At 54.1% G+C, this 25,479-nt stretch carries 16 protein-coding genes and 4 pseudogenes; 7 read left to right on the top strand and 13 right to left on the bottom strand.

Features of this window, described 5'->3' with window-relative positions; genetic code table 11:
* Positions 1-555 precede the first annotated feature (555 nt).
* Both QZH45_RS21230 and QZH45_RS21225 read right to left on the bottom strand, forming a co-directional pair.
* The gene (locus tag QZH45_RS21230; protein ID WP_432783550.1) at positions 556-1,068 is read right to left on the bottom strand and encodes a hypothetical protein; all 513 of its coding nucleotides are present in this window, start codon (positions 1,066-1,068) and stop codon (positions 556-558) included.
* An 815-nt stretch (positions 1,069-1,883) separates the two neighbouring features.
* A complete protein-coding gene (locus QZH45_RS21225) occupies positions 1,884-2,624 on the bottom strand; it encodes a DNA-binding protein (RefSeq protein WP_432783549.1) in 741 nt (246 codons plus the stop codon).
* A gap of 729 nt (positions 2,625-3,353) precedes the next feature.
* Between QZH45_RS21225 and QZH45_RS21220 the strand changes: the two are divergent.
* Positions 3,354-3,524, top strand: a pseudogene (locus QZH45_RS21220) (group II intron reverse transcriptase/maturase); the annotation flags it as partial.
* 112 nt (positions 3,525-3,636) lie between these two features.
* Here the strand turns inward: QZH45_RS21220 and ydiJ are convergent.
* The 4 genes from ydiJ to QZH45_RS21200 all read right to left on the bottom strand — a co-directional run bounded on the left by ydiJ (position 3,637) and on the right by QZH45_RS21200 (position 9,831).
* Complete coding sequence (gene ydiJ, locus QZH45_RS21215) at positions 3,637-6,690, bottom strand: D-2-hydroxyglutarate dehydrogenase YdiJ (protein WP_432783548.1); 3,054 nt, start codon at positions 6,688-6,690, stop codon at positions 3,637-3,639.
* Between the two features lie 145 nt (positions 6,691-6,835).
* Positions 6,836-7,474, bottom strand: coding sequence for an RraA family protein (locus QZH45_RS21210; protein ID WP_432783546.1), 639 nt, complete (start codon positions 7,472-7,474; stop codon positions 6,836-6,838).
* A 32-nt stretch (positions 7,475-7,506) separates the two neighbouring features.
* Positions 7,507-8,481 (bottom strand): hydroxyacid dehydrogenase, encoded by a 975-nt coding sequence (locus tag QZH45_RS21205; protein ID WP_432783545.1) that lies wholly within the window; start codon positions 8,479-8,481, stop codon positions 7,507-7,509.
* A 9-nt stretch (positions 8,482-8,490) separates the two neighbouring features.
* Positions 8,491-9,831, bottom strand: a complete 1,341-nt coding sequence (locus tag QZH45_RS21200; protein ID WP_432783543.1) for an MFS transporter — start codon at positions 9,829-9,831, stop codon at positions 8,491-8,493.
* A gap of 169 nt (positions 9,832-10,000) precedes the next feature.
* On the opposite strand from QZH45_RS21200, the gene QZH45_RS21195 reads away from it, so the two are divergent.
* From QZH45_RS21195 to QZH45_RS21175, 5 genes are all read left to right on the top strand, one after another.
* Positions 10,001-11,551 carry an IclR family transcriptional regulator domain-containing protein gene (locus QZH45_RS21195; RefSeq protein WP_432783542.1) on the top strand — a complete coding sequence of 517 codons (1,551 nt, stop codon included), beginning with the start codon at positions 10,001-10,003 and terminating at the stop codon, positions 11,549-11,551.
* Between the two features lie 650 nt (positions 11,552-12,201).
* Positions 12,202-12,534, top strand: a complete 333-nt coding sequence (gene tnpA / locus QZH45_RS21190; protein ID WP_432783541.1) for an IS66-like element accessory protein TnpA — start codon at positions 12,202-12,204, stop codon at positions 12,532-12,534.
* Positions 12,531-12,686 (top strand): hypothetical protein, encoded by a 156-nt coding sequence (locus QZH45_RS21185; protein WP_432783540.1) that lies wholly within the window; start codon positions 12,531-12,533, stop codon positions 12,684-12,686. Before tnpA ends, QZH45_RS21185 begins: the two co-directional genes overlap by 4 nt.
* Positions 12,687-13,161: 475 nt before the next feature.
* Positions 13,162-14,541: an aldehyde dehydrogenase family protein gene (locus QZH45_RS21180; protein ID WP_432783538.1), complete on the top strand. Its 1,380-nt coding sequence runs from the start codon at positions 13,162-13,164 to the stop codon at positions 14,539-14,541.
* Complete coding sequence (locus QZH45_RS21175) at positions 14,541-15,317, top strand: N-formylglutamate amidohydrolase (protein ID WP_432783536.1); 777 nt, start codon at positions 14,541-14,543, stop codon at positions 15,315-15,317. The genes QZH45_RS21180 and QZH45_RS21175 overlap by 1 nt, the downstream gene beginning before the upstream one ends.
* Positions 15,318-15,357: 40 nt before the next feature.
* Here QZH45_RS21175 and QZH45_RS21170 read toward each other — a convergent pair whose 3' ends face one another.
* From QZH45_RS21170 to QZH45_RS21140, 7 genes and pseudogenes are all read right to left on the bottom strand, one after another.
* Positions 15,358-15,681, bottom strand: a complete 324-nt coding sequence (locus QZH45_RS21170) for a hypothetical protein (protein WP_432783535.1) — start codon at positions 15,679-15,681, stop codon at positions 15,358-15,360.
* A gap of 73 nt (positions 15,682-15,754) precedes the next feature.
* Positions 15,755-15,979, bottom strand: coding sequence for a hypothetical protein (locus QZH45_RS21165; protein WP_432783534.1), 225 nt, complete (start codon positions 15,977-15,979; stop codon positions 15,755-15,757).
* A gap of 224 nt (positions 15,980-16,203) precedes the next feature.
* Entirely contained in the window at positions 16,204-17,253 is a 1,050-nt protein-coding gene (locus tag QZH45_RS21160) for a patatin-like phospholipase family protein (RefSeq protein WP_432783533.1), read from the bottom strand.
* 113 nt (positions 17,254-17,366) lie between these two features.
* Complete coding sequence (locus QZH45_RS21155; protein ID WP_432783808.1) at positions 17,367-20,675, bottom strand: adenylate/guanylate cyclase domain-containing protein; 3,309 nt, start codon at positions 20,673-20,675, stop codon at positions 17,367-17,369.
* 3 nt (positions 20,676-20,678) lie between these two features.
* Positions 20,679-20,819 (bottom strand): annotated as a pseudogene (locus tag QZH45_RS21150) (zinc-ribbon domain-containing protein); the annotation flags it as partial.
* Between the two features lie 728 nt (positions 20,820-21,547).
* Positions 21,548-21,760: pseudogene (locus QZH45_RS21145) on the bottom strand (methyl-accepting chemotaxis protein); the annotation flags it as partial.
* Positions 21,761-21,787: 27 nt separating this feature from the next.
* A pseudogene (locus tag QZH45_RS21140) lies at positions 21,788-22,333 on the bottom strand (PAS domain-containing protein); the annotation flags it as partial.
* A gap of 1,109 nt (positions 22,334-23,442) precedes the next feature.
* Between QZH45_RS21140 and hemE the strand changes: the two are divergent.
* Positions 23,443-24,507, top strand: coding sequence for a uroporphyrinogen decarboxylase (hemE, locus tag QZH45_RS21135; RefSeq protein ID WP_432783531.1), 1,065 nt, complete (start codon positions 23,443-23,445; stop codon positions 24,505-24,507).
* Positions 24,508-25,479: the final 972 nt, after the last annotated feature.

Here is a 25,479-nt window from a genome sequence, read left to right as displayed (position 1 = left end):
AACTATCCCGACGAAACAAATTTAGGTTGGGGGGCGTGCTGGCCTGTTGAGGGGGATAGGGGCAGTGATGGAGGTTGGCCAGCGACAGCGTTGTTCGTAAAGGAAAGGCGTGGTGCCGAAGTGCTTCATCGCGCCCAGGTTGAGCGGCTGTCGGGTGCAGATAGCTCGATATAGGGTCCAGTAGGCGAGGCGAACCTAAAACAAATTCTGCACTGGCGCGACGTGCAGGCACTTCGCTTCGCAAACGATACCCATTGAGTATAGTGATCATGTTAGATAGTCCTCCCTGCGAGGTGCAGGCGTTTGCTTATCTCGGTGCGTTGTTAACATGAACTGATAACTGGGAAGAACACGGTCTGTTCGCTGAATTCGACCATGGCTTGAGCCTGCGCTTCATCAATAATGTTTGGTCACTACGCTGGCGTAATCCGATGGGATATCAGGATGGAATTGATACCGGCGGTTGCTGTCAGCCTCCAGAGCCACGGAAGGCGCGGGCAAACTCGGCCTCGAATTGAAATCGCCACGCTCCTCCGCGCGTTTCCGCGTTTTCCATTAAGTTTTGGTCTTCGCGCTGGCCAGTTCTCGCAATATCGCCACCCGGGCCTCGTGTGCCGCACTGTAGTTAGGTGATTGCTTTCTGGCTCTGAGCCGGACCTTGATCATTTCATGGAGGTGCAGGGTCAAACCATTCTGATAATCGGGATCAACCGCCATGATTTCGAACAGTTCGTTTGGCGAACTGGGGTCGCAGACCCAGGCCTTGCCCAGCTCGGAAATGTCATACACCAGCCGCAGCGGCCTGGGTTTGCCGGGATACCGGGTGGCCAGATAACTCACTGCTGGGCCCGTCCAGGTGAGGCCTTTGAAGCGCAACCGGCCATTGTTGGGCTTTATGTAGGCGACACACAGCAGATGGCGATTAAGGTCTTCCTCACTGTACCTTTTTCGTTCGAAGGCAAGGGTATTGGCCTGGTCTTCATCCCAGGCCTCTTGCGGGGATTTACCCAAGCCATTCTGGAAGCCTGGATGGTAGGCAGTCTGGAGCCAATCTTCGAAATTTTTCATGACGTCTTCCCGGGTAAGGGTGGTATTGGCTTCGGAGTCATAAGGATTCGGCGCCGGAAACGTTGTACCTGGCATGCAATGGGCGATGGATGTTCGTTCGTAAGCGGGACCTAGGTACCTCCGGCTATAACGGTCCAGTCATGTAGTAATTACCTTCCAGGACCAATGATGAGCTCGATATTTATTGAGCTTTTCGGGTAACCCGATCTGATTGGAGGGGAGTGTGTGGGCGACTAAGTGCCCTCGTTCTTTTGCTCACAGGGCCGGTGACACACTTAAAAAGGGTTAAACGGTTCGCTTTGTAAGATATTACACCTACGTTATCTATCCGGTTCGGCATCCGACGTTTGGTATTACTTGAAGAAATACAATAAGTTGGGTGTCTAGTAAGACAGTTAATCTACCATTGTTGGCGATTTACTACGTAGCTCGTGGAGGTGTTGACACTTTGAGGATAGGTAATGGCACTGGTTGGTAGGGGCGATCTAACGGTTGAGTAGGTAGGTCAGTGCTGCTCGGCGTTTGAAACCCGGTCCGGCGCTCCGTATCCGGTCGTGACTGGGTGGCTATGGCGTCATCGCTAAGTTGGTGCCGCGATATGAGGGAGGGTGCAGCTCTGCGGGAGAGGCCCGGTCAACGCTCGGGGGGGAAGACCGTCATTGGAACGAGGCGGTGCGCCGCAGTCGGTGTCGCGCTATGGGGACCTCTGTTGATCACCATCAGCAATGCCCGTGAAATACCTGAATGTGGGCTGCAGGCTTTTGCTGACGGATCGTCACGTTGCTCAAGCGACTGATGAGGTGGGCGGGTGGGGGTTATTGTTCCTTCATCATATTTTGCCGAGTGCTGAGTTGCTGCAGGAGTCGGGCGTTTTCACGATTGAGCTCCAACAGCTCTGTTTGCATGCTCGAGAGCTGATCAGAGTTATGACGTAGTTCTGCAGACAGATGCGTCACTTGTTGGGCGTGCAGCTGCATCAGGGTGTCCTGAATGTCCTGGCGCGCCAGGCGAAACTGTTCAAGAGTTTCAGTGGCATGCCGTTGCTCATTATTCAGTATTGCGATCTGCGTGTGTTGTTCCTGCAACAGCCTGGTTAATTTTTCAGCACGTTGTTGCGCCAGCGATAGCTCCGAGGCTTGTTGGCTTAGTCGCACCAGGTCTTCTTCTCGCTGTTGCTGCGCCTGGCGCAGCCGCGTCTCCAGTGTCTCCAAGTTGGACTGCTGCTCCTCCATACGCTTTTGCGCACTTTGCAGCTGTGCTTGCAGCTGATTGTTCTCGAGAGAAAATTGCGCCTGTGCTTGGGTTAATTGCTCCTCGGCCTCGACGTGCAGTTGTTCACTCAAGCTCAACACCAGCTGCGCCAGCGGCTCGCTGAGGCGTTCAAGCGTGGCCTTGGGTTTTTCTTCGAGTTCTTTCAGGTAGTGGGAGATGGTGGTGTAGGAGCCGGTATTGCCCAGTGCGATGCGCACCGCGTCGATGGTGGGGCGCTTGCCTTGGGCCAGCAGGGAGGTTTTGGCGTGCTGCACCAGTTGCTTGTTGATGCCTTCGCGCGCCATAACGCCTCCCCCGTTTTTTGACCTGTAATACGTTGCATGTAATTACAGTGTACAAAGCCAGAAATCGAACGCTTGTTGATCAGGGTTTTTGACCCGGGATAATTCGGGGTTATCCCGGGTCATGACCGTTCATCGGTGTTTTTCGCCTTGCCGGCGGTACGCAGCTCAGGGCTGGCACGATTATCAGCGACAGCGACGAGTACCAGGCGGGATTGCGTCAGGAAGGGAACGCAGACTCCAGCGACTCAGCGTCGTGTCACTGAGTGAGATCCTTACATAATATAGTACCGTGATACAGATACAGCCAGAATCGGATTCACGAATGTTGGAATCCGTTACAGGGCGTCATTTCCTTAGTCTCGGTTTGCTGCAATCTTTCTGTACGGCTATTTCAATTGCATAAAAGCGAGAGGGTTTTCAACGACTGATCGAGCGCCGCATGCCGATGCGTAGGCACCGTTGGGTGGCTGGTGGTGTATTGGCTCAGGTGAGTCACCGAACCGCGAGCTGTTTCGCACCCCGCTACACAATCTTAAATGCAGGCGAACGGCCCCATCATCCTGGCGCAGCGAGCGAATGGGCAGGTTTGACAACTCCAGACGCTTAAATCCTTGAGCATTTTTGCAACCCTGCGGATAGAGGGGCTAGGGCCGCAGTGCCGAGGTATTTGGTTAAGAGGGAGCAGGGGCATCCGCGAATCCACGAGCGATGCAGGTGCACCGATCTGCACGCTTGGGGCTTAGCGAACCACGCGCCTGCAAATCCGCCTTCAATGGTCGCGGCCCATGGTGGAGTTCGGGGGCGTCTCATATGAATCAGGCGTTGCCGAAGAAGCTGTGGGACGAACTTGGGCTAGTCTCGGTACTGGACACGATGAACCGACTTAACCGCATAGCTTGAACCGCCGTATACGGAACCGTACGTTCGGTGGTGTGAGAGGACGGCGGATGTAAATCCGCCTCCTACTCGATTCCATACGAGAGATGCGGTTGAACTGCCTCATACTAATGACTTAGTGATTCTCCTCCCGCACGACAGCGAGAAGAGCCTGCAGCGGGTGCAAAATCGTCACACCATCCTTGCGTTTAACTTGGCTACGGCAAGAATACCCATCCGCCAACAGGCGCCCTGAACGGTTGAATTTTTCTACCAGCGGGCTCCAAGACTGACCGTAGATAATGTCAGACATCTTCGCGTTCTGTGTCTCGTGTCCATACGTGCCAGACATGCCGCAGCATCCGCTGGCTTGAACGTTCAGTTGCAGCCCCATTCGCTCATAGACTTGCTGCCAAAGGCCGATACTGCTCGGCTCATTTGTCTTTTCAGTACAGTGGGGAAAGAAGTAATACGGGGCGGCGTCTTTGACTCTTTGAGCCTGTGGAAGCGCACCGGCGAGCCACTCCTGAGGTAGTAGTACGGTGGGTGCTTTGTCGCCGCCCAGTGTCTTCGAATATTCCTGGCGATACACAAGCGTCATCGCGGGATCGAGTCCTACAAGCGGTATTTCGTAGCGCTGAAGCTGACCAAGAGCTTCGCTGTTGTAATGAGCTGCTTTTTCAAACGCTTTTATAAAACCTTGCACCTGAAGCGGTTTCCCATTGGGCGCGAAGGGGGCAATGTAAACCTGGTAGCCAAGCCTTGAGACCAGTTCGATCCAATCCGATAGCACAGGGGTTTCGAAGTAACGGGTAAAAGCATCCTGGACGAGGATTACGCTGCGAGCGCGCTGTTCGTTCTCCAGTGTCAACAGAAGTTCAGGGGTGGCGATTTCAACCCCCCATCGACGGCATACAGCGTCAAAGTCCGTCATGCTGAGCAAAGGGCTATCGACCATTCCGGCCACATGCTCAAGGATTAACCGTACGGGGCTAGCAGCCATGACGAAATTGTACAGACGCGGGAAGCGTGCGATGTAGGGAATCGTGTATTCCAGCGAGCCGATCAGGTAGTCCTTCAGCGGGCGCAGATAGCGGCTGTGATACAGCTCCAGAAACCGGGAGCGGAACTCGGGCACGTTGACCTTGACCGGGCACTGCCCCGCGCAGGATTTACACGCCAGGCAGCCTGCCATCGCCTCATAGACTTCGTGAGAAAAGTCTTGCTGGCCCATTTTTTTTGCGACTGTGTTGATGGCTCGTTTTGCGATGCCTGTGACTTTGCTGGTTGATCGTATTTGATCACTCGCAGCCAAAATATCAATGTCTTGCTGGCCCTGCAGTCTCAACCATTCGCGAATCAGCGAGGCGCGTCCTTTAGGTGAATGCACGCGATTGCGGGTGCCTTTCCAGGACGGACACATGGCGTCGTCTGGATCGAAGTTGTAGCAAGCGCCGTTCCCGTTGCAGTGCAGTGCGGTGTCGTAGCTGCGCCAAACCCTCTCATCAATGGTGCGGTCAAGTTCACCGCGTATCGTAACCTCGTCAACCCTTGTCAGCCGGGTGTCAGGCCGCGTTTTCGGCGTTGCTATTTTACCGGGGTTGAGTTGGTTCCAAGGGTCAAACGCCGCTTTCAGCTTTTGCAGGGCCGGATAAAGCTCGCCGAAGTAGTCGGGCACGTATTGGGATCGCAATCCCTTCCCGTGCTCGCCCCACAGCAAGCCGCCGTGCTTTTGAGTTAAGGCTGCAACCGCGTCGGAAATGGGACGGATCAGGGCTGCCTGGACGGGGTCTTTCATGTCGAGAATCGGTCGTACATGGAGTACACCAGCGTCGACATGGCCGAACATGCCGTACTGCAATTCATAGCTGTCCAGCAGCGCGCGGAACTCTTGAATGAAGTCAGCAAGATTTTCCGGCGGTACAGCGGTGTCCTCAACGAAGGGCTGCGGCCTGGCTTCACCCTTGACGTTGCCCAACAACCCAACCGCGCGTTTACGCATCGCATAGACGCGCTTGAGTGCATCGGCGCCAATGGCGAGCGTGTGGCCCAGCCGCACCACGGACGTATCGCGCTGCAGGTGCAAGACGAAGTCATGAACGCTTTGCTGGACGGCGACTTCGTCGTCGCCACTGAACTCAATGAGGTTAATGCCCAAGGTCGGTGTGCCTGGATCTTCTGGAAAGTATTCGGCGACGCCGTGCCAGACAATGTCCTTCATCGCCAGCATCAGGACTTTTGAATCCACGGTCTCAATCGATAATGGGCTGAGCAGCATCAACGCCTTTGCATCACGCAACGCGTCCATGAAGCCTGTATAACGGACGTTGACCAGGATCGAATACTTCGGGATCGGCAAGACGTTGAGTTTGGCTTCAACAATGAAACCCAGCGATCCTTCGGAGCCGCACAGCACACTGTTGAGGTTGAACCGGCCACCCTGCTCGCGAAGGTGCGCCAGGTCATAGCCGGTGAGGCAACGGTTCAATTTCGGAAAGGTACGTTCGATCAGATCGGCTTGATTATCTGCAATGCCTACAGCGCATCGATAAACCTCACCGATCCGATCCTGACGCGCAGTTTGTTGCACCAGAGCGCTTTGACCCACCACGCCGCTGTGGAGTAATTCACCGCCAAGCAACACCGTAGAAAGCTCCAGCACGTGGTCACGGGTTTTGCCGTAGGTGCAACTTCCCTGTCCACTGGCGTCAGTGTTGATCATGCCGCCAATCGTTGCCCGGTTGGAAGTGGACAATTCCGGCGCGAAGAACAGTCCGTAGGGTTTAAGCGCAGCATTTAACTGATCCTTTACCACGCCACTCTGAACGCGCACCCAGCGCTCTTCAGCATTGATTTCAAGAATGCTGTTCAAGTGACGTGACATGTCGACGACGATGCCGTCGGTCAGCGACTGGCCATTGGTTCCCGTTCCGCCACCTCGTGGTGTCAAGACAATAGCTCGATGCTCGGGATCAGCCGCCAAGGTCGCGAGAATCTCTACGTCCTTAGCATCTACGGGGAATACGGCGGCTTGAGGTAGACGCTGATAAATCGAGTTGTCTGTTGCAAGCACCATCCGCTGGCCATAGCTGTGGGCGATATCTCCCCGGAAGCCCGCTATAGTAAGCTGCTTCAGAAATTCGTCGTAGTTCACGCTTTGATTTTTGGACGGAGGCAACCGGGCGATCATGATAAAAACTCCAACCGGCATGCGGCTTTTCTGACTGACTACGTGTTGGCGGTAGGGGAGGTGCGATGCCCGTGGGCATGTTTGGACGATCAAGTGACATTTAAGGGAGGCTTGATAACACCTCCCTTGCAAACGTCGACGACCCTCAACGAATGCTCGCCCTGACTTTCTCTCTAAAACTATTCTCGATCCCATCTTGGATCTTGAGCTTGCCTGCGAGCGATGGAACCAAGTGGCGGCTGATAACGATGATTCCGTCTTTGTCCCCCAAAATTGCGTCGCCCGGGTTGCACACTACATTGCCGCACGCGACAGGCGCCCCGACCTGTCCCGGGCCGTACTTGGATGGGCCGGCTGGATTCACAGCCCGCGCATAGGTCGGCAGCCCCATGACGTTCAGCTCCTCCACATCTCGAACTGCGCCGTCGATGACCACAGCTGCGACTTCGCGGGCAAGACAAACCTCACCCAGCAGATCACCAAAAACAGCACGGTTAGTTTCACCGTTGCCATTAATCACGAGAACATCACCTGGCTTGGCATCGTCCAATGCCCTGTGGATGGCCAGGTTGTCACCTTCCCACGTGAGGATAGGTAGTACCGTTCCGTAGAACGAAGCTTTACCTGCAACATGGTGGATAGCGGAAGCCATCATTCCCATGCGCTGCAAAACATCGCCAATTAGCGCGACCGGGTAATGCGATATATCTTTAATTTCTTTAAGGGATGCGCGTTCCCAATCTTCGCTCACTGTGATGCTTTCATCAGATACATTGATAAACATGGTGACCTCGGCGTGACTCGTTTGGAACGCTGTTAGTTGAACGTCTTGGAGACAGGTTTGTTGACTGGGTGCAGCGGCGCTTCACCGCGCAAGACTGCAGAAATTGCTTCTACAGCGCTCATGCCAACGCGCAGCAATGATTCATTGGTTTGTCCTGCAACGTGAGGCGTGACGAGTAGGTTGGGCAGGTCTGAAACGGGGAACGTGTTGCAACTGAACGGGGTGATCATGTCGGTGTTTTCCGCAGCCAGCACGTCGACGCCCGCACCACCCAGCTTGCCGCTGCGCAGGGCTTCAGCAACCGCCGCTTCATCGATCACGCCACCACGGCTGGTGTTGATCAGGATGGCGCCTGTTTTCATCTTCTCGATTTCAGCCCCGCCAATGAGGTTCTCAGTGCCCGTCTGCAGAGGCACGTGGAGGCTCACGACGTCTGCTTGGGACAGTAAGGTATCGAGGTCTACCAAACGTTTATCAAAGCTCGAGTCATAAGCGGGGTCAGTCGCCAGCACCTTCATGCCGAAAGCTTCAGCAACGGGCGCAACATGCCGACCGATGTCGCCAAATCCAATCAAGCCCAGAGTGCGACCCTCAAGCTCGATACCTGTAAGAGACAGTCGATCTGCCGCCCAAATGTTGTTGCGGGTCTGATCTGTTGCCAGTTGAATCTTGCGGCTAATACCCAGCAGCAAAGCAAATACATGCTCCACAACACTTCTTCTGTTTGCGCCAGGCGTGTTGGTTACCCATACCCCAAGTTCTGCGGCAGCTTTGTAGTCGACGTTGTCGTAACCTGCACCATGGCGCGCGATGATTCGCAGCTTGGGAGAGACGGCAATCATCTCAGCGGTCAAATGGCCGCCTCTGAGAAAAACCGCGTCTACCTGATTCTGAATCTCTTGGTAAGTGACTGCATTGGCGCCGTAGCCGAGTCGTACCTCGCCTAAGGTAGAAAGCTGCTGCAGGACGTCTTCATGGATCGGGCTGGTGACATAAATTAGAGGCATGATTTGAACTCAGGAGAATTGATGACAGGTGGAGTCAGCAGGGGCATTTTTGCGAACGGTCGAAATGACGATCAGCCCCATCACGCCTGCGGCGCACAAGATGAAAGCAGGCGTAAATTGATTACCGGTTGCACCAATGAGCCATGTCGCCAAGAAGGGGCCAGCTCCTCCACCAATGACGGCTCCCACGCTGTGCCCGAAAGCGACACCTGTGTGGCGGATATGCATTGGGAAGAATTCAGGCATCACTGAGTAGGTGCCGGCTTGGCAAAGCGCGTACGGAATCATGCCCAGTGCCAAACCTGCGATTGCGAGATTGACCGAGCCTTGCTGCATCAGCATGAACGAAGGGATCGACACTACGGCGTAGGCGATATAGGAGTAACGCAGGATGGCCCTTCCACCTTTATAGGATCCCAGCTGACCAGCAAGTGGGATTAGGAATGCGGCCAAAATCACAGCGATCAGGACGATGGTTGATGCCTGTCCCTTGGAGAACCCGAGAATCGAACTGAAATACGCGGCGATGAATACGGTGCCGATGTAGGTGCCAACGTTCTGTACCAACGCAATCAAGATTACCTTGGTCAGAGGCATCCGATAGTCGCGAATTAATTCCTTGAACGGCTGGCTTTTCTTGACTTCAGCATCGTCTTTCTTGGACTCGAACTCTGGACTGTCCTCAATGCTCAGCCGCATGTACAAGCCGATGATGCCGAGAGGCAAGGCCAGCAGGAACGGAATGCGCCAGCCCCAGTCGAGCATCTCAGGATCAGTGAGAGTCGCTGCGGCAAGACCAGCAATTGCTGCGGCGAGGCCTTTGCCGAATTGAGCAATGGAAGGCAGGAATGAGATGTACAGCGCTCGCCTCGAAGCTGGCGCCCATTCACGTATGTAGCTCGCTGCGCCACCGATCTCTCCACCGGCGGAAAACCCTTGGAGCATGCGTAATGCGACCAAAAGGATGGGAGCCCACACACCAATCGTCGCGTAGCCGGGTAGTAGACCAATTAGCGTGGCTGCAGCACCCATCAAGGTGATGCTCGCGATCAAGCTTGCACGTCTACCAACCTTGTCACCAAGCCAGCCGAAAGCGATAGCCCCGAGAGGCCGTACCAAAAATGCGGAACCAAACACAAGGAATGTGTTTAGTAGACCCGTCGTCGCATCGTCCGAAGGAAAGAAAACCATTGCCAGGGTCGCAGCAACGTATCCGTAAACGCTGAAGTCGTAGTACTCAACAAACGTCCCGAATACAGCAGCCCTCGTGGCTTTCTTGGCTTTCCTCGTTTGCTCCGTTTCTTCGGCAGGCAGCATGGCAGTCTCCGCCATCACGTTATTGTTGTTCATGGGCACCTCGGAGGTTATCGGACTTTGAACCATTCAAAAAATGGGACAGTGTCCTGATTTTGTTTTATCCAGAATGTAGAACACTGAGACGGTTGTCAACAGCCGTGTGACGTTTGCGATTGGGTGGCCTTAGCCTTCAGAATGGGGGCCCGAAACCTCGGTCTATCCCATGATGGCGCAATCAAACCCCTCTATTTCCTCCTCTGCAGCAGCTTCTACTGCTTCCAGCCATACCAGGTTGATTGAGGTGGTAGACGCACTTGTCAGGCGTGCCAATGCTGAACCTTGGGGGGTGCGGGAGCTTGCGGCAGAGCTTTCTGAGAGCCGAAGTACCGTTAATCGGATATTAGTCTCGTTGGTCGAAAGGGACTTCGCTGTCGAGATGGGAGCGGGGAAATACAGTTTAGGGCCGAGGATAAACGTCCTCACCGAAGCGTTGAGCGACTCAAGCGTATTGCTTGGTAGCAATAATAGATCGCTCAGTGAGTTGGCTGATGCGACCAAAAGCACAGCGCTGATCTCTGTGTACTGTCCTGTCAGCCATGGGTACTTTGTAGCTGCTTGCAGTGAGGCCAAAACTACTCTCACGTTTAGGCCACAGCTGGGCACGATCTATCCACTTTCATTCGGGGATGTAGGTCGGAGTTTTGCTAGATTTCTCGACGACCTATCGCTCGCGGGTGCACAGGATAATGTTGGGGACGCAGACGGAAACTTGAGCAAACACAATGCTCTTGGCCCTCTGTCAGAAACTGAATTTCCGAGTGCTTTGTCCATCGCAATAAAAAGCCTCGAAAATGGATTGATCATCGCCGTCTCTGTCCATTCTGTGGGTGACGCTGCGTCTAAAATTACCGCAGATATGAAAGTTGCGGTGCAGAGCGTTGCTGAAGACATAGTCGTTGAAGTTAACTCTCGAATTCATAACAGTCTTCAGCGAGCGGCCAGTATTTTGGTTGAAGATACGAAGTCCACAGTTACTCGACTTGAGCGACTTTTGCTACTCGCTTGTGCCTACCCGAATGGTCTCAAAAATACTGTAGGGCTTCACGATCAACTGCTCTGCAATGAGGCAACGGCCAAGAGACTTATATTTTCTGGCGCGCAAGCCGGGATTGTTAGTCTGAATGGCAATATTTTGTACCCTGGGGCGAAGCTCTACCAATGGGCATCAAAGTTAGGCTCCAGCTATGGCAATCTTGCGGACTTAACACGATCAATTGTATCGGAGTTAGTTAAAGAAACTGGAGAGACCATAGCGTTTCTTTCCTACGATGCAACTAGCGAGAAGGCCGAGATTCTTGAGGTAATCCAAGGTTGGCGGCCTATTCAATACAAGTTGCAAACCAACGTGGAAGTTCCGCTCTATGCTGGAGCGGCTGGGAAGGCTGTATTGGCTCACTGCAATCAAAAAATTGTTGATTCAATTGAGCTAAAAAAAATAACAGAAACAACAATAACTTCGCGTGATGTGCTCAATGCAGAGCTCAAAAGTATTCAGGAAAGGGGCTGGGCAACAGGGGATGGTGAGCGGGTCATTGGTGCATTCGGCTTGGCTGTACCGTTTTTTGTCGATGGGGAAATTCGTGGCTCCATCTCAGCGACCATCCCGCAGTATCGTAAAGATGAGCGAGAACTTCCACAGTTAACCCAGTTGATGCGCGAGGCTACTATGAGGATAGAACGCCTTTTGTCGTTGGGCATTGCACGTGATAAATAATGATAGTCATTCAGCAATGAGTGTAAGCGTCCGGCCAATACGCCGTCCTGACCCCAGCGCCTAGGACTATGCTGAACACCAATTTAAGTGGACACCATTTCTAGCCCATCAAGCGGATTGCTGTAATAAAACGACACTCTTACCTCAAATTCTTCAAAGCCCAAGTCGTTCAGGAATTTTTGCAGCGAGGTGCGTCTATCTCAAACGTCGCACCGGGCCACGGCATCAACGTCAAACTGGTGAGCAAATCGATACCGCTTTACCGCGACCTTGGCGGTAAGAACCTGGGATTCAGAATATTACTACCGAGCGCATATGTCCGTAACTCCCGTTTTCTTGCTCAACAGGGCATAGGCAGTAGCGTGAATGCGAGCTTGCTGGGGCGCTTCTGACTCCTGTTGGCGCCGACTCCGAATTGATCCAGTTACCGAGATGCCACTGACCCAGTTTGATACCTAGCGAACCATTTCCTGTGCTGGATTTCTGCCGATTGGAGTTGGGTCAGTATTGCGTCGGCACGTAGGTTAATTCGGCGTTGGCGCCAACAGTAACCGTCCGGGCAACACACCTTCCTGATGCCATCGCTTAAGGCGATGGTGTCCACCTAAATTTAAGTGGACACCATTTTTAGCCTTTTTAAGCGGACGCCCATGCCACAAGAACGCCGTTCCTATTCCAAGTCCTTTAAGGCCCAGGTCATCGCCGAGTGTGCGCAGGCTGACACCTCGATTGCCAATGTCGCCTTGACCCACAACCTCAATGCCAACCTCGTCCATAAATGGATTCGGGTGCATGGGCAGAAACACCTGGCACTGCAAACTGCCTTTATTCCGGTCAAGGCATTGTCTTCGACAGCGGTCCCTCAAGTTCTTCCGGCCACGATTCGAATCGAAGTGCCTCATTCAAAAGGCGTAGTCGTGGTGAGCTGGCCAGCAGAAAATGCAGCGACATGTTCCGCTTTCCTGCGAGACCTGCTGCGATGATCCGCATCGACACCATCTGGCTCGCCATCGAGCCCATGGACATGCGCGCCGGCACTGAAACCGCGCTGGCGCGAGTTGTCGCGGTGTTCGGTGCGGCGAAGCCGCACTGTGCTTATCTGTTCGCCAATGGAGGTAGGACCAAGGGGCTGTGAGGGCGCCCGTTTTCCTAGCCACGGTGCGGATCGTCAATACCGTGCTTTTGCCCGCATTTGTTGCCGCTGGGCTGATCGTTTCGGCATCTGATCAGCGTTTTCCTCAAGGGAGATCGCATATCCTTTAGGAATTTTTGTTGTCATAAACGAAACATGTTGCTTAATGGGATATTGCCTATTAATCTCCTTCAGGAGTCAGGCGGAGATGCAGTCGAGTCTGGTCAAGGGAGCGTGATCTTGGCTGGGGACCTACCGTTAAAGTGCTATCTCTGACGACGGTTATGCAGCTGTAACTGCGATGAGATAGCGCGCACGTTGCGAGCATCGAAGGGTGCGCACCTTCGGCGGGTGTATCTGGCAAGAATTCCAAGGAAGGCTTTACAACATGTCCTTCAGCCCAGTGGCTTCCAAGGGCACAGTTCGAAGTCCGCGAAATTAAATTGGCGTAATAAAAATAATCCGCAAGGAGACAAATGTGACCACATTTAATGTCATTTCCCCAATCGATGGTCGAAATCTGTTGGTGGGCAATACTTCCAGCGACGCAGAGGTAAGCGCTGCGCTCGATGCAGCTGTAACTGCTTTCAAGACCTGGAGACTGTCGTCCAAACTAGAGCGTGCGCAGTTGGTTGAGGCGCTGGCGAATGAATTGCTCAAACGTGCTGATGAATTGTCCAGGGCTGTGACGCTTTCCATCGGGCGACCTTTTGCACAGGCTAATGAAGCGCAGCGATTTAAGACAGTGACGCTGGCGCAGATCGAAGCGCTGGAGGAGCTCGGTGATGAAAGATATCTCTCGGATAGTCAGGTTACGCGTTTTGTGCGCCGCAGCGGCCAAGGAGTGCACTTGTCGATCGCTCCGTGGAACTATCCGCTCGGTCTACTGCCTTGGTTGATCGTCACTCCGATTCTTGGTGGTAACACCGTTATCTTAAAGCACGCAGCTCAGACCACCCAGATCGGAAGGATTGTCAAAGAGGCGTATGAGGCCATCGGTGGACCTGAGGGAGTACTCCAAGTGCTCGAGCTCGGCCATGATCAGGTTTCAGGCGTTATCAAGTCTGGCGTGGTCAAAGGGGTGAACTTCATCGGGTCTGTCGGCGGAGGACTTGCCGTCCACGCAGCAGCGGCGGGTACTTTGACCCATGTCCATCTTGAACTCGGCGGCAAGGATCCCGCTTATGTCCGCCCCGATGCCGATATCGCGAAAGCGGCGGCAGAAATCGCCGACGGTTGTTTCTCAAATGCTGGCCAATCCTGCTGTTCGGTCGAGCGCATCTATTTACATGAGTCGATTCGGGACCCGTTCCTCGAGTGTTTCCGTAGCGAGATGCAGAAGTACAAGCTGGGGCATCCAATGGATCCAGCGACGACGGTTGGACCTGTGGTTAAGGCTTCGGCGGCAGAGTTCATTCGCAGCCAAATCCGTGGAGCAATTGCTATGGGGGCTAAGGAATATGTTGAGCCAGGGCTGGAACTTTCGGTTGAAGACGCCTCCTGCTATTTGGCACCGACTCTTCTGACTGGTCTGACAGCCGAGATGAATATCATGCAGGAGGAGACTTTTGGGCCTGTCGCCTGCGTTCAGACAGTGTGTGATGATGCAGAAGCTATTCGCCTGATGAACCACAGCAAATTTGGTCTGACCGCTAGTGTCTGGACGAGTGATCTCGACGCAGGCCTCGGCTTAGTCAGCCAGCTCGATGCTGGCACGGTTTTCGTCAACCGTTGCGATCATGCCGATCTTTACCTGCCTTGGGGTGGGCAGAAGCTCTCTGGTCTAGGCCGAGGCAACGGGAAGGAAGGGCTTCTGGGGGTCATGGACGTCAAGTCCTTCCATCTGAGAGCTCTGTAATGAGTCTGTATGGGACGATGGAAGCGGATGAGATCGCGCGCTTTGCGAATGAGGCGGTCACCGTCACACCAGGCAGCGAGAACGCGGACATCGTTCTGCTGTGCGAGCACGGTGGGCGACGCATTCCGGCGGCCTGGGACAATCTTGGTCTGCCGGAGGCTTTTCTTGAGACCCATTTTTGTCAGGACCTTGGGGCCAGGGATTTGACGCTGTCGGTCGCAAGAAAACTTGGCGCAACGGCAATTGTCTCGAACTATTCCCGGCTTTTTCTTGATTACAACAGGAAAAAATATGATCCAGGCTGCATTCGACTCGATATTGGAGGAATACCCATTCCGGGTAATCTGAATTTGAATGAAGCTGAACGGGATATTCGTGAGCAGGTCGCTCGGCACCCTGTGGAAAAGGTGGTCGCTGACTGGGTTGAGGGGAAGGTCTATAGCGCCAAAGCCATCATCTCAATTCATTCCTTTTCGCCGCTCTGGGACAATACATTTCGGAGTTGCGAAGTCGGCGTAATGTGGAAGCATGACGACAGGCTGCCGCTCCGGCTCATTAATGCCATCGAGCAACAGGACGTGTTTCGAGTGGATGATAATGAACCTTATAGCTTCAAGGAAAATGACTGGTTCACGTTAGATCGCCACGGCATTTCGGTCGGAGTCCCAAACGCCTATATTGAGGTGAGAAATGATCTCATCCAGAGTGTGGCCGCGGTCGACAAAATGTCGGATATGCTGGCAAAGGCGATTGAGCGGACTTGTCTAACTTTCTAACTGGGTAGTTGCAGGGAGGATCTGTGGGGTGGGCTGAACTCTATAGGATGCTGAGTAGTTCAGCTTCTGCACCCCACGGCCCTATGAATCGCCCTGGCTTCCACATGAGCGTATAGTCCAGGCTGAAGCTGTGCGTCCCTTTCAACCATGGCATCCAGCGCAACGGATTATGACGCTCGACGGACTGCGTCACGGCGTACCAGAAATCGAGCAGCGCCTGGCGTGCGCCAGCCTCGTCGGCCTGCAGCATGCCGTAGGCCAGCACGAAGGCATTCATCGCGCCGGCACTGGTTGCGCTCACCCCTTCAATGGCAAGCCTGCCTCCCTTGAGCAACCGATCGTTCAGCCCCCGCTGAGTGCCCATGCATCGAGCAGCGCCTTGGCTTGTAGCAAATCAACGCGGTTGAAGCCTTAGGTGAAGAAACTATAGATGTCGGTCAGCATCTGCCTGGCCGCCCCCTTGTCTTGTGTTTCCCATAGTTGAGCAAGGCTCGCGGTGGCTCGTAGCTCGAGTGACTTTGCCCCTTGTTGTCGAGCGATCCAACCTCACCTGCGCCATGCCGCTCGACCCAAAGGGTAAGCTCCATGATCGCGGCTTCGAGGGCCAATTGATTCAGATTGATCTTGAAGAGTAGAGAAGGGAGTAGGTCTGCGTTCGACATTCTGATTCCTCCGTGGAAGAGATCAGCGTAGCAAAGGTCTGAATCAGTCGAGCACGGTTTCGACGCTGTGAGTCCTGGCTGAACAAGTGTTTTCTGTTTGAGTAAAAAGGGGCCCTTCGACAGATTGTGTGAAAACACTCTAGCTACGCTACCAATAGCGCCCCGACTTATTCGGGGCGTTTGTTTTTGTGTTGAAAAGGCCATTCAGCCCATCACTATGGCGTTCAAAGAAATTCCTTACGGATGTCGATACTCGACCGCTCACCAATATTCCGGTAGTTCTCCGTGAGCCACGTTTCGGCCTCGCGGCGTCCGTTGTCGCGCAGTTTGCAAAGGAAACTCCAGTCCGCGTTGTACTTGCTGGACACGCTGAGTGCGCACATCGCCGTGTCTGATTTAATGGAGTGGATCAGCATCTCCTTCATCTCCTTGCGATCGACCTTGTCTTGTTGGATGAGGTCTGTGACAAAAGCGATTGTGCGCATCTCGCGCATCAGCGACGAGTTGAAGCTGATTTCACTGATGCGATTGAGGATGTCGGCGGCTGTAATGGGCACTCCCGGGCGGACGAGCGGGTTAATGTGGACAATCACCACATCGCGCGTATTGCAGTGGTAGATCAAGGGGAAAATAGCCGGGTTGCCCATATAACCGCCATCCCAGTAGTACTGCCCATCGATTGTGATCGCCTGGAACAAGGTTGGCACACAGGCCGAAGCAAGCACTGCTTCGGGGCAGACGTCCTCGCCCGTGAAAATGCGTATTTTCCCCGTCTCCACATTGGTCGCGCATAGATAGAGGTGGAACGGGCATTGGCTTCGTAAAGCTGCGAAATCTAGCTGCTTATCCAGCACATCTCGCAATGGACTCAAGTTGCGACTATTGAACTGGTACGGCGAAAATATGCGAAGAGCCATGTCCGCGAACGTATACATGGGTGAATAGTCCAGACCGAAGCTGTGTGTCCCTTTCAACCATGGCATCCAGCGCAACGGGTTGTGACGCTCGGCGGACTGTGCCACGGCGTACCAGAAATCGTGCAGCGCCTGGCGCGCGCCGACCTCGCCACCTTGCAGCATACCGTAGGCCAGCACGACGGCATTCATCGCACCAGCACTGGTTGCGCTAACCCCTTCAATAGTTAGCCTGCCGTCTTCGAGTAACCGATCGAGAACGCCCCAAGTGAATGCACCGTGCATTCCGCCACCCTGCAAAGCCAGCGCGACCGCCTTTCGCTCGTCACTGCTCCGAGGCTTTCCGTTCTTCGTGGTCATTCGAGGACTCCTCGGTGCTGAGCGGAATCGGAACATGTTGCGGCGCTTCGCCCCGTCACGCGCTCGCCGACGAAATGCCGATGCTCCTTTCGGCACCTTGCATTATCGATCGTTCACCCCGCGCTTGATCCCCATGCATCGAGCAGCGCCTTGGCTTCTAGCAGATCAACGCTGTCGAAGCCTTCGGTGAAGAAACCGTAAATGTCGGCCAACATTTTCCTGGCAGCCTCCCTGTCTCGTGTTTCCAATAGTTGAGCAAGGCTCACTGTGGCTCGTAGTTCGAGTGACTTTGCCCCTTTTTGCCGAGCGATTGAGATCGCCTTGTGAAAGCATGCTTGCGCTTGCTGCTGCACGGAAGAATCCTGGCTGACTTCGCCCGGACACAGGAGGATAAGCGTTCCCTTGAGCCGGTACAGTTCTGCTTCGTAAAAGTGCTCGCCTGTTCTGCTCACCATAGCCAGAGCGTCGGCCACGGCTTCCAATCCTGTCTGCGGTTGCCCGGCGCGCCCATAAGTTGCGGCCAGCAGGGCCAGAAAATAAGAACATCCAAGCGCTGCTCCAGCTGCTTTGTAAGAGGCAATTCCCTTGGTCATCTGAGCGATTCCCTCGTCAATGTTTCCCTGTTCGGCGCGAGCCCAACCTTGGAGAATAGTCCCCCATGCCAAGTAAAACGGAAACCCTTGTTCGAGTGAAAGCTTGATGGCGGCATCAGCACACTCTTCGGTGAGTCGTACGTCGTGCCGAAACTGTCCCAATGCCGACGTAGCAGAAAGGGTGCATGCCAAGCTGAACGGGTGGGAAACCTTCTTGGCTAGAGCCAGGGCCTCCCGGCTGCGCGTACTTGCCTGATCGGGGAAACCCAAGTACCAAAGGCTCCAGGCTGACAATATCAGGGCGTAGCCCGGATCCATGCCGTACGTAATGGCATGTGTGCGATGAAGGTCCGGGTTGTAGAGGACACGCGCCCGCTCCTGGTGTTCATAGGCATTGCGCAGATCACCCTGGAAAAACAGTGTCGAACCGAGTGCGGCATGGGCTTCCACAAGCAAGTCCGGATCCTGCGTAGTTTGTGCGATACTGAGTGATCGTTCACACAATTCGCATGCAGTTGAATATTTCGGAAGCAAAGAGTAGTAAGTCCGCAGCCCCAGCAGCGCCGGAATAAACACTGAGGCGTCGCCTACTTGCGCGCATAGCGTCAGTGCGCGGGTGTAGGTGGCTGCAACCTCGGGCGCACCATAGCCTCGCATGGCCATCAAGGCCGGCCCCAGGGAGAGTAGCAACGTCAGTTCCTGATGAGCACGCGCGGGCGTGTCGGGCAAATGCTCGAGCAATTCCAGCGCCGCGCCGAGGTGACGCATCGCATCGAGATGGGCGGAATGCTGGAGGGCCTGTTGCCCGGTACGGTGCAGGTATTCCACGGCCTTCGGGACATTGCCGCTCAGCCTGTAGTGGTGCGCCAGTTCGCTGCAGTAATCCGCGATGTGGGTGGGGAACAGTGCCTCGATGGCTTGCGCCGTGCGCTCGTGCAGTGCGCTACGCCGCTCCGTGAGTAGCGAGTTGCCCGCGACCTCCTGGGTCAGCGCATGCTTGAACGAATACTCCACCTCCGGAAATGCGGGTCGCTGGTAAATGAACTCCGCGGCCTCCAGTCGGGCCAGCAGATCGCGCAAATCGTCGTCCGCCCGAGCGCCCCATCCATCACAGATGCGCTGGAGCAGACTGAACGAAAATTCCTTGCCGATGACGGCGAGTGTCTGCAGCAATTCCTTCTGCGCAACTGGGAGCCGGTCGATACGGGCGGCAAGCACACCCTGCACGGTGGTGGGAATATGCAGCGCAGCCGGAGTTTGCTCGATCCGGTAATGGCCAGGTTCGCCGAGCAGCGATTTCTCCTCGAGCAGCGTTTGGACCACTTCCTCCATGAAGAAAGGGTTGCCCTCCGTCTTCTTCAGGATGAGCTGTTTGAGGGGGACGAGAGTGGGATCGTCCCCAAGCAGGGCCGCGAGCAGTGCCTGGGCTTCGGCCGGGCCCAGCGGTTCGAGTCGCAGCTGGCTGCAATGGCCCGCGCGCGTCCACGCAGGCTGATATTCAGGCCGGTAGTTCACTAGGAGCAGGATCGGAGCATTCGCCACGCGGTCGATGAGGCACGCTAGGAATGCTTCGGTCTCGCGGTCCAGCCATTGCAGGTCCTCGAACAGCAGTTCGATCGGCTGATTGCGACTCTCGCGCGTCAGAAGCTGCATAATCGCGTCGAACATGCGATCACGTCGGATCTGCGGATCCATTTCCGCGAGTGCCGAACTGCGTTCGCCAATACCCAGCAGGTAGAGTAAGTAGGGAACGAGATCCTCGAAGCTGCGCTCGAGCGTCAGGGTCTTGCCCATGACCTTTTCCCGGCACCGCCGCTCGTCGTCCAAGGCCGTTATCTGAAAATAGTTTTTCAGTAGCTCGATGAGTGGAACATATGCAAAGGCCTTGCCGTGGGACATTGAGAACGTCTCCAGCACCAGACAGCCGCGCCGCGAGCGTTCCTTGAACTCATGGAACAGCCGCGACTTCCCGACCCCGGCCTCGCCTACCACGGCAACGACCTGCGCGTGGCTCGCTTTGGCCTGCTCTAGTGCCTGATGCAAATTATCCAACTCGACCTGGCGGCCGACGAACCTGGCCAGTCCGCGATGTGCCGACAGTTGCAGGCGCGTGCGCAGCGCGCCGATACCCTGCACCTCGTACACCACGAGAGGCTCGGGGATGCCTTTGACCTGGGTGGCACCCAGAGTCCTGAACTCGAAATAGCCCTCAGCCAGCTTGTAAGTGGACTCGCTCACCAGGATCGACGATGGCGCGGCAATTCCTTCCATCCGGGACGCAATGTGGATCGTGTGCCCGACCGGATCGTAATCGGTGTGCAAATTGTCCGTGCGGATCGAACGCACGACGACCTCTCCGGTGTGGATGCCGACGCGGATTTGCAACGGAATGCCTTTCTCCAGACGAATACGGTCGCCATGTCGGCGTATCGCCTCCTGCATACGCAGTGCCGCATACAGCGCCCGCTGCGGATGGTCTTCATGTGCGATGGGGGCGCCGAACAGCGCGAGGATGCCATCGCCCAGTGTCTTGGCCACGTAGCCTTCATAGTAGTGGACGGCTTCCATCATCATCGCAACGACAGGCTCGATCAGGCGCTGGGCCTCTTCCGGATCTAGGTTGTGTATCAGCGCCATGGAGCCGGCCATGTCGGCAAACAGCGCCGTGATGGTCTTGCGTTCACCGGCGGTCTCGCTCCGGGCTTCCATGGCCGCCTGTTCGGCGCGGATGCGCTCGGCAAGGTAGTGAGGCGTGTAATGAATGGGCGCTGGAGAGGGCCCTGAAACAGACCGGGGGCGCGGTGAGCGCGCAGCAGGTGCTTCGGTCAACGCCGCGCCGCATTCACTGCAGAATTTGGCGCCAAGGCTAGCCTCGTAGCCACAGCGCGGACAGCTGCAAGACAGTCTGGTGCAGCACGCTTCACAGAAGCTTGCCCCGGAAGGATTCTCGAATCCGCAGTTTGCGCAGCGCATACGACCTCTTCCCATTTGCACGCGTTCAAGTAGACCGCTCAAAAGACGGGAAAGCGTGACATCGATCTGGTGAAAGACAGACTGAAGTCACTGAACCGGAAGGTTCAGAGAGTCTTGTAACCCTCCGTTACAAAGATACGTTCGTATCTTTGTATCGAGAAGTAAAATTCGGTTGCCGAGGAAGACCTGTGATGTCCCCCTCTAAGAAACAGCGAGATAAGGGGCAGAACCACAGCCAAAATACGCTCGGCTCGCGAACGGGGAACCATTTCGACCTTCTCGTCTGGCACCATCTACTTCGAAGGGATTGATCTGAACGAAAGCTACAGGATGGCTGTATATGTACAGTATTCGATAGGTCAGCATCATTGTTACGATTCTCGGCGCCCTAGCATCCTGTGGCATTCAGCTTCCGCTTTACTGGTATCGGGTGCCAACCGGCTTTCCGTTGCTCACTGCAGACCAACTCGAGCAGAAGATCTTCTTCGCCCCCCCACCCCCCCCCAGAGCAGCAGGATTCGATATTGCTAAAGCCTTGATCGAGTAAGAGGTCTTCGACCTTCTCGTTTGAATTTAGCGGAAAAGTAACGAGTTGGCTCATCAGGTATCTCTATCTGGCGAGTATTCTCGACTTAATGGGGGGCCATAGATTTCATTAGACAACTACAGCCACTCCTCGATGCCACACTAATGGAAGTAGGGATTGCCTAGGAAGTCTTGGAGTTCGAAAGCATTTCCTGGATTTTCTGGGTGGATTCGCGAGTTCGACCGGCCAGCTTCTTCACCTCATCTGCCACGACGGAAAAACCTCGGCCCACATCACCGGCACGGGCTGCCTCAATTGCTGCATTTAGCGCCAACATATTGGTCTGGTCTGCGATGCCTTTGATTACTCCTACGACCTGGGAAATCTGCCCATAGGTCACTTGAATATTCGCCAATTCCCTTGAGTGCATAGCTTCGGCGAGTTTCTCGTCAGAGATGTCTCGCAACGCTCCGATGACCCGCCAAAGCTGGCCATTTTGATCTCGAACCCCTCTACCTTTCTCGCGGTACCAGGTTTCGCCTTTAGTCTTGTGACGCATCCTATACTCAACAACATAGGACGAGTCAAAGTCTCCGGTTCTGCAGTAGTCATCTAGAGCTTTTGTAACTCTCTCGAGGTCCTCTGGGTGAACGATCGCAACGTAGCTATCCCAACCGTTGAGAAATTCCTCTTCTGAATAGCCTATTAGCTCTCTAAACTGTGTGGAAAAATGTAGCTTATTGGCTGGATTATTTATATCGCCGTTAATTATGATCAGCTCCCAGCACCCTTCAGTAAGTGTTTGTTTTGTGATCTCCCAAATTCGCTCTTTCCTCTGGTGGTTTTCTAGCTCGAGGCATGTTTCATATGTAAGAGATTTTGATGACTCCAGCTCCTGCCGAAGAAGCGATAATTCGATCTTAGCTTTACGCAGACAGTCTTTTAGGTCGGCGATCAACTGGTCGGTCCTAGGTTCTGGTTCACTCATGGCATGCTTGGACTCCAGTTCAATCCAGTTTCTCTGAAGATGCTCCAAGCATTTGATAAGATTAGGGTGTTGGCTCATTAAACGGCTTGCTTTGCCGCTGCGTGGCTGCCCATTCAGGAGCGTAGATAGGTAACTAGTGACCTCGTCAGAAAGCTTTTTTACCTTGCTTTCAAAAAGCATTTTTATTTCCTCTGCAGAGTCTAGTTGGAAGCTGACTTGTTAGGGGTTAGTAATTCATGCTGAAATCTGCAAATACTTTTATTAGGAAATCAAAGATAGATGTACGCGTTCGCTTGGTCGGAGAGGGGGGAGGGGGAGTGGTCGTTCTGTCGTCGATCATAACTCCTATTTCAAAGCTTCCGATAGTTTTGTGCATGTTAATTTCCTCTGTTTTTATGTTATTTTTATGGATTTAGAAGGGGGTTCGGTTTGATTGGGGGGGGCTTTGTTGATTGTTTATTGTCGGTCCTTTTAATTTTTTTTCGCTAAATGTGTGATAAGTAGTGATTTTCACTTTTAATATTTCAAATATCATCAAGCTACTTTTCGAGTGATATCTGCTAACGGACGACCGCTCGGCTCGGGAGCAGGCCGCAGTCGCGCGACAACAAGCGCGAAAAGCGTGGTGTCGAACCACTTCAGTGCCAGCCAGAGCCAACGAATGTTATGAACATGGTTGTCGCTGCAAATATATCTCTGGTTCATACGGGCTCACCCATACAACTTTTGCATTCAGCGGTTGCTGATCAGTTTCGATTTGCCAATGGGCGCGCCAAGGATTTTGAGTCCCAGCGTGGTTTACCCCACTCCGCTATATCCCCTAGCGAGTAGCGTCATCCCACAAGCGCAGAAGCTCAATCATCTATTACCTAGGCTCACCAACGGCCAGACGCGCTTCCATGTTGATCATCCTTCATGAACAGATTTGACAATCTCCATCCTAGGTAAGAGAAACCGTATCACGGACGTTTCCAAAATGGCAACATGTTTCTATAATGGTAATGTCAATTTAGAGGCGCTTGCTTTAGCGCACTGATCCAAAAGTCTGAAATCTTGAGTAGGGGGATTGCGATGCCGCGATTTATTGAACAGTCAACAGGAGTGTTAACGTGACGGCTGAGCTGAAAAATGATCGTTTCCTTCGGGCTCTGCTGCGTGAGCCAGTAGATGTAACGCCGGTATGGATGATGCGTCAGGCAGGCCGCTACCTGCCGGAATACCGTTACACCCGAGCAAAGGCCGGTGGTTTTCTAAGTCTATGCAAAAACCCCGAGCTGGCGTGCGAGGTAACGTTGCAACCGCTGGAACGCTATCGCCTTGATGCGGCGATACTGTTTTCCGATATTTTGACGATTCCGGATGCGATGGGGCTGGGGCTCTACTTTGAGCAGGGTGAAGGTCCACGGTTTAGGAAAACTATCCGTACTGAAGCTGATGTAGCTGAGCTGACGGTGCCAGATGCTGCCACTGATTTGGACTATGTTATGGCGGCGGTAAAGGAGATCCGCAGTGCACTGGCGGGTCGTGTGCCACTTATCGGTTTCTCCGGCAGTCCCTGGACCCTGGCGACCTACATGGTCGAAGGAGGATCCACTAAAGATTTCCGCAATATCAAGCAACTGATGTACTCCACGCCGGAGGTAATGCATGCATTATTGGATAAGCTTGCGCAGTCTGTGATCGTTTATCTGAATGAGCAGATCCTCAGTGGCGCTCAGGCGGTGCAGATCTTTGATACGTGGGGGGGAGTGCTCTCTGGTCCCCTATTTCAGGAGTTTTCGCTACGGTATATGAAGCAGATCGTCGATGGCCTGATCCGTGAGCGTGAAGGACGAAGGGTGCCGGTGATCTTGTTTACCAAGAACGGCGGCCAATGGCTGGAGGTGTTGGCGGATACCGGTGCCAATGCGGTTGGGTTGGACTGGACCACCAATATTGATGATGCGCGTCGTCGAATCGGTGACCGTGTGGCGCTGCAAGGGAACATGGACCCTAGCACACTGTATGCGCCGGCAAGACGGATTCGGGCTGAAGTGGCTGATATTCTAGCTCGCTTCGGTAGCGGCAGCGGCCATGTGTTCAACTTGGGTCATGGTGTTCACCAGTTTGTCGACCCGGAAGCAGTAAAGGTATTTGTGGACGCTGTGCACGAGCTGAGTGCGCAGTATCACTGATCTTGCCCGGCTTCAGAGATCAAGATTGTTTGGGTGAGCCATCGCTTAAGCAGCCGAATAAGACGGACGGGCTGTAGTTTTCTGAGTGGGCGCCTCCAGAGCTTTGCGCCGGTGGCATCGAGAGGCTGGAGCAGTGTGTCACGATATTTTGTGAAACCTTGGTCGATGCTAGATGAGCGGCACAGAGCGCTGATGTAAACGAGTTGTTGTCGTAACGTGTTGGTTCTGCTTGTAGCCCTCAATTACGACGCTAAAGCCTCAGAGTGGTTTCGGCGTTGGTCGTTGAGGGATGTAATCGCTTTTATCACCGTTTTTTCCGCCGAATGGATATGCGGTCCAGCGCTCAGCACTAGACTCAATGGCATTGACCGTCCTAATTACGCGCCTTGACAGCGGGTTCACAACAATTGCCTGGTCACGCTACCCCTCGATGTCTCAAAAACGGATCTATAGATTACCCGCCCTCCAGTCGGATTGAGTTTGTGCATACATCCTGAATTGCCGTAGCAATGGATTAGATGTCACTCAATTGGCCTTACTGATTTTCCCCAGAGCGGTTTGCGGTAGCCATATAGCTCCCTATCCGGCCTTTCATGTGTCTGTGCCCATAATTCGGATCGCAGCGCTTCCCAGTCACTGAGGTCTTCCGAGAGGCATCGGTGCCATGTGCCTCGCTCAAAGCAGGACCGTTATATCTGCGCATTGATCCGCTTCGATTCCTCTCGTTGAAGGGAATCTCCACCTGATCATTGGATCGGGCCTGCTACTCGGAAGATTTAATACGGTGCTTTTTGATCGAAGGGGGCTGGCTTTGGCTAGTAATTGCGAGGTGTTAGACCATTTCCGCAGATCGATGGCCACTTTTTGCGACTGGCTTACTGACCGCAATTTTCATCTCTTCGTGTGCATGTGTTGCCCTTGGGTTTCTCTCTTCAAGCTGTTTGCTGTGGCTAGGATGTGCCCAAAATCGGT

Source organism: Pseudomonas corrugata (assembly GCF_050920615.1).
GTDB classification, from domain to species: Bacteria; Pseudomonadota; Gammaproteobacteria; order Pseudomonadales; family Pseudomonadaceae; genus Aquipseudomonas; species Aquipseudomonas corrugata.
The sequence above is the reverse complement of the archived record's forward strand: the minus strand, read 5'-3'. Positions and strand labels throughout refer to the sequence as shown.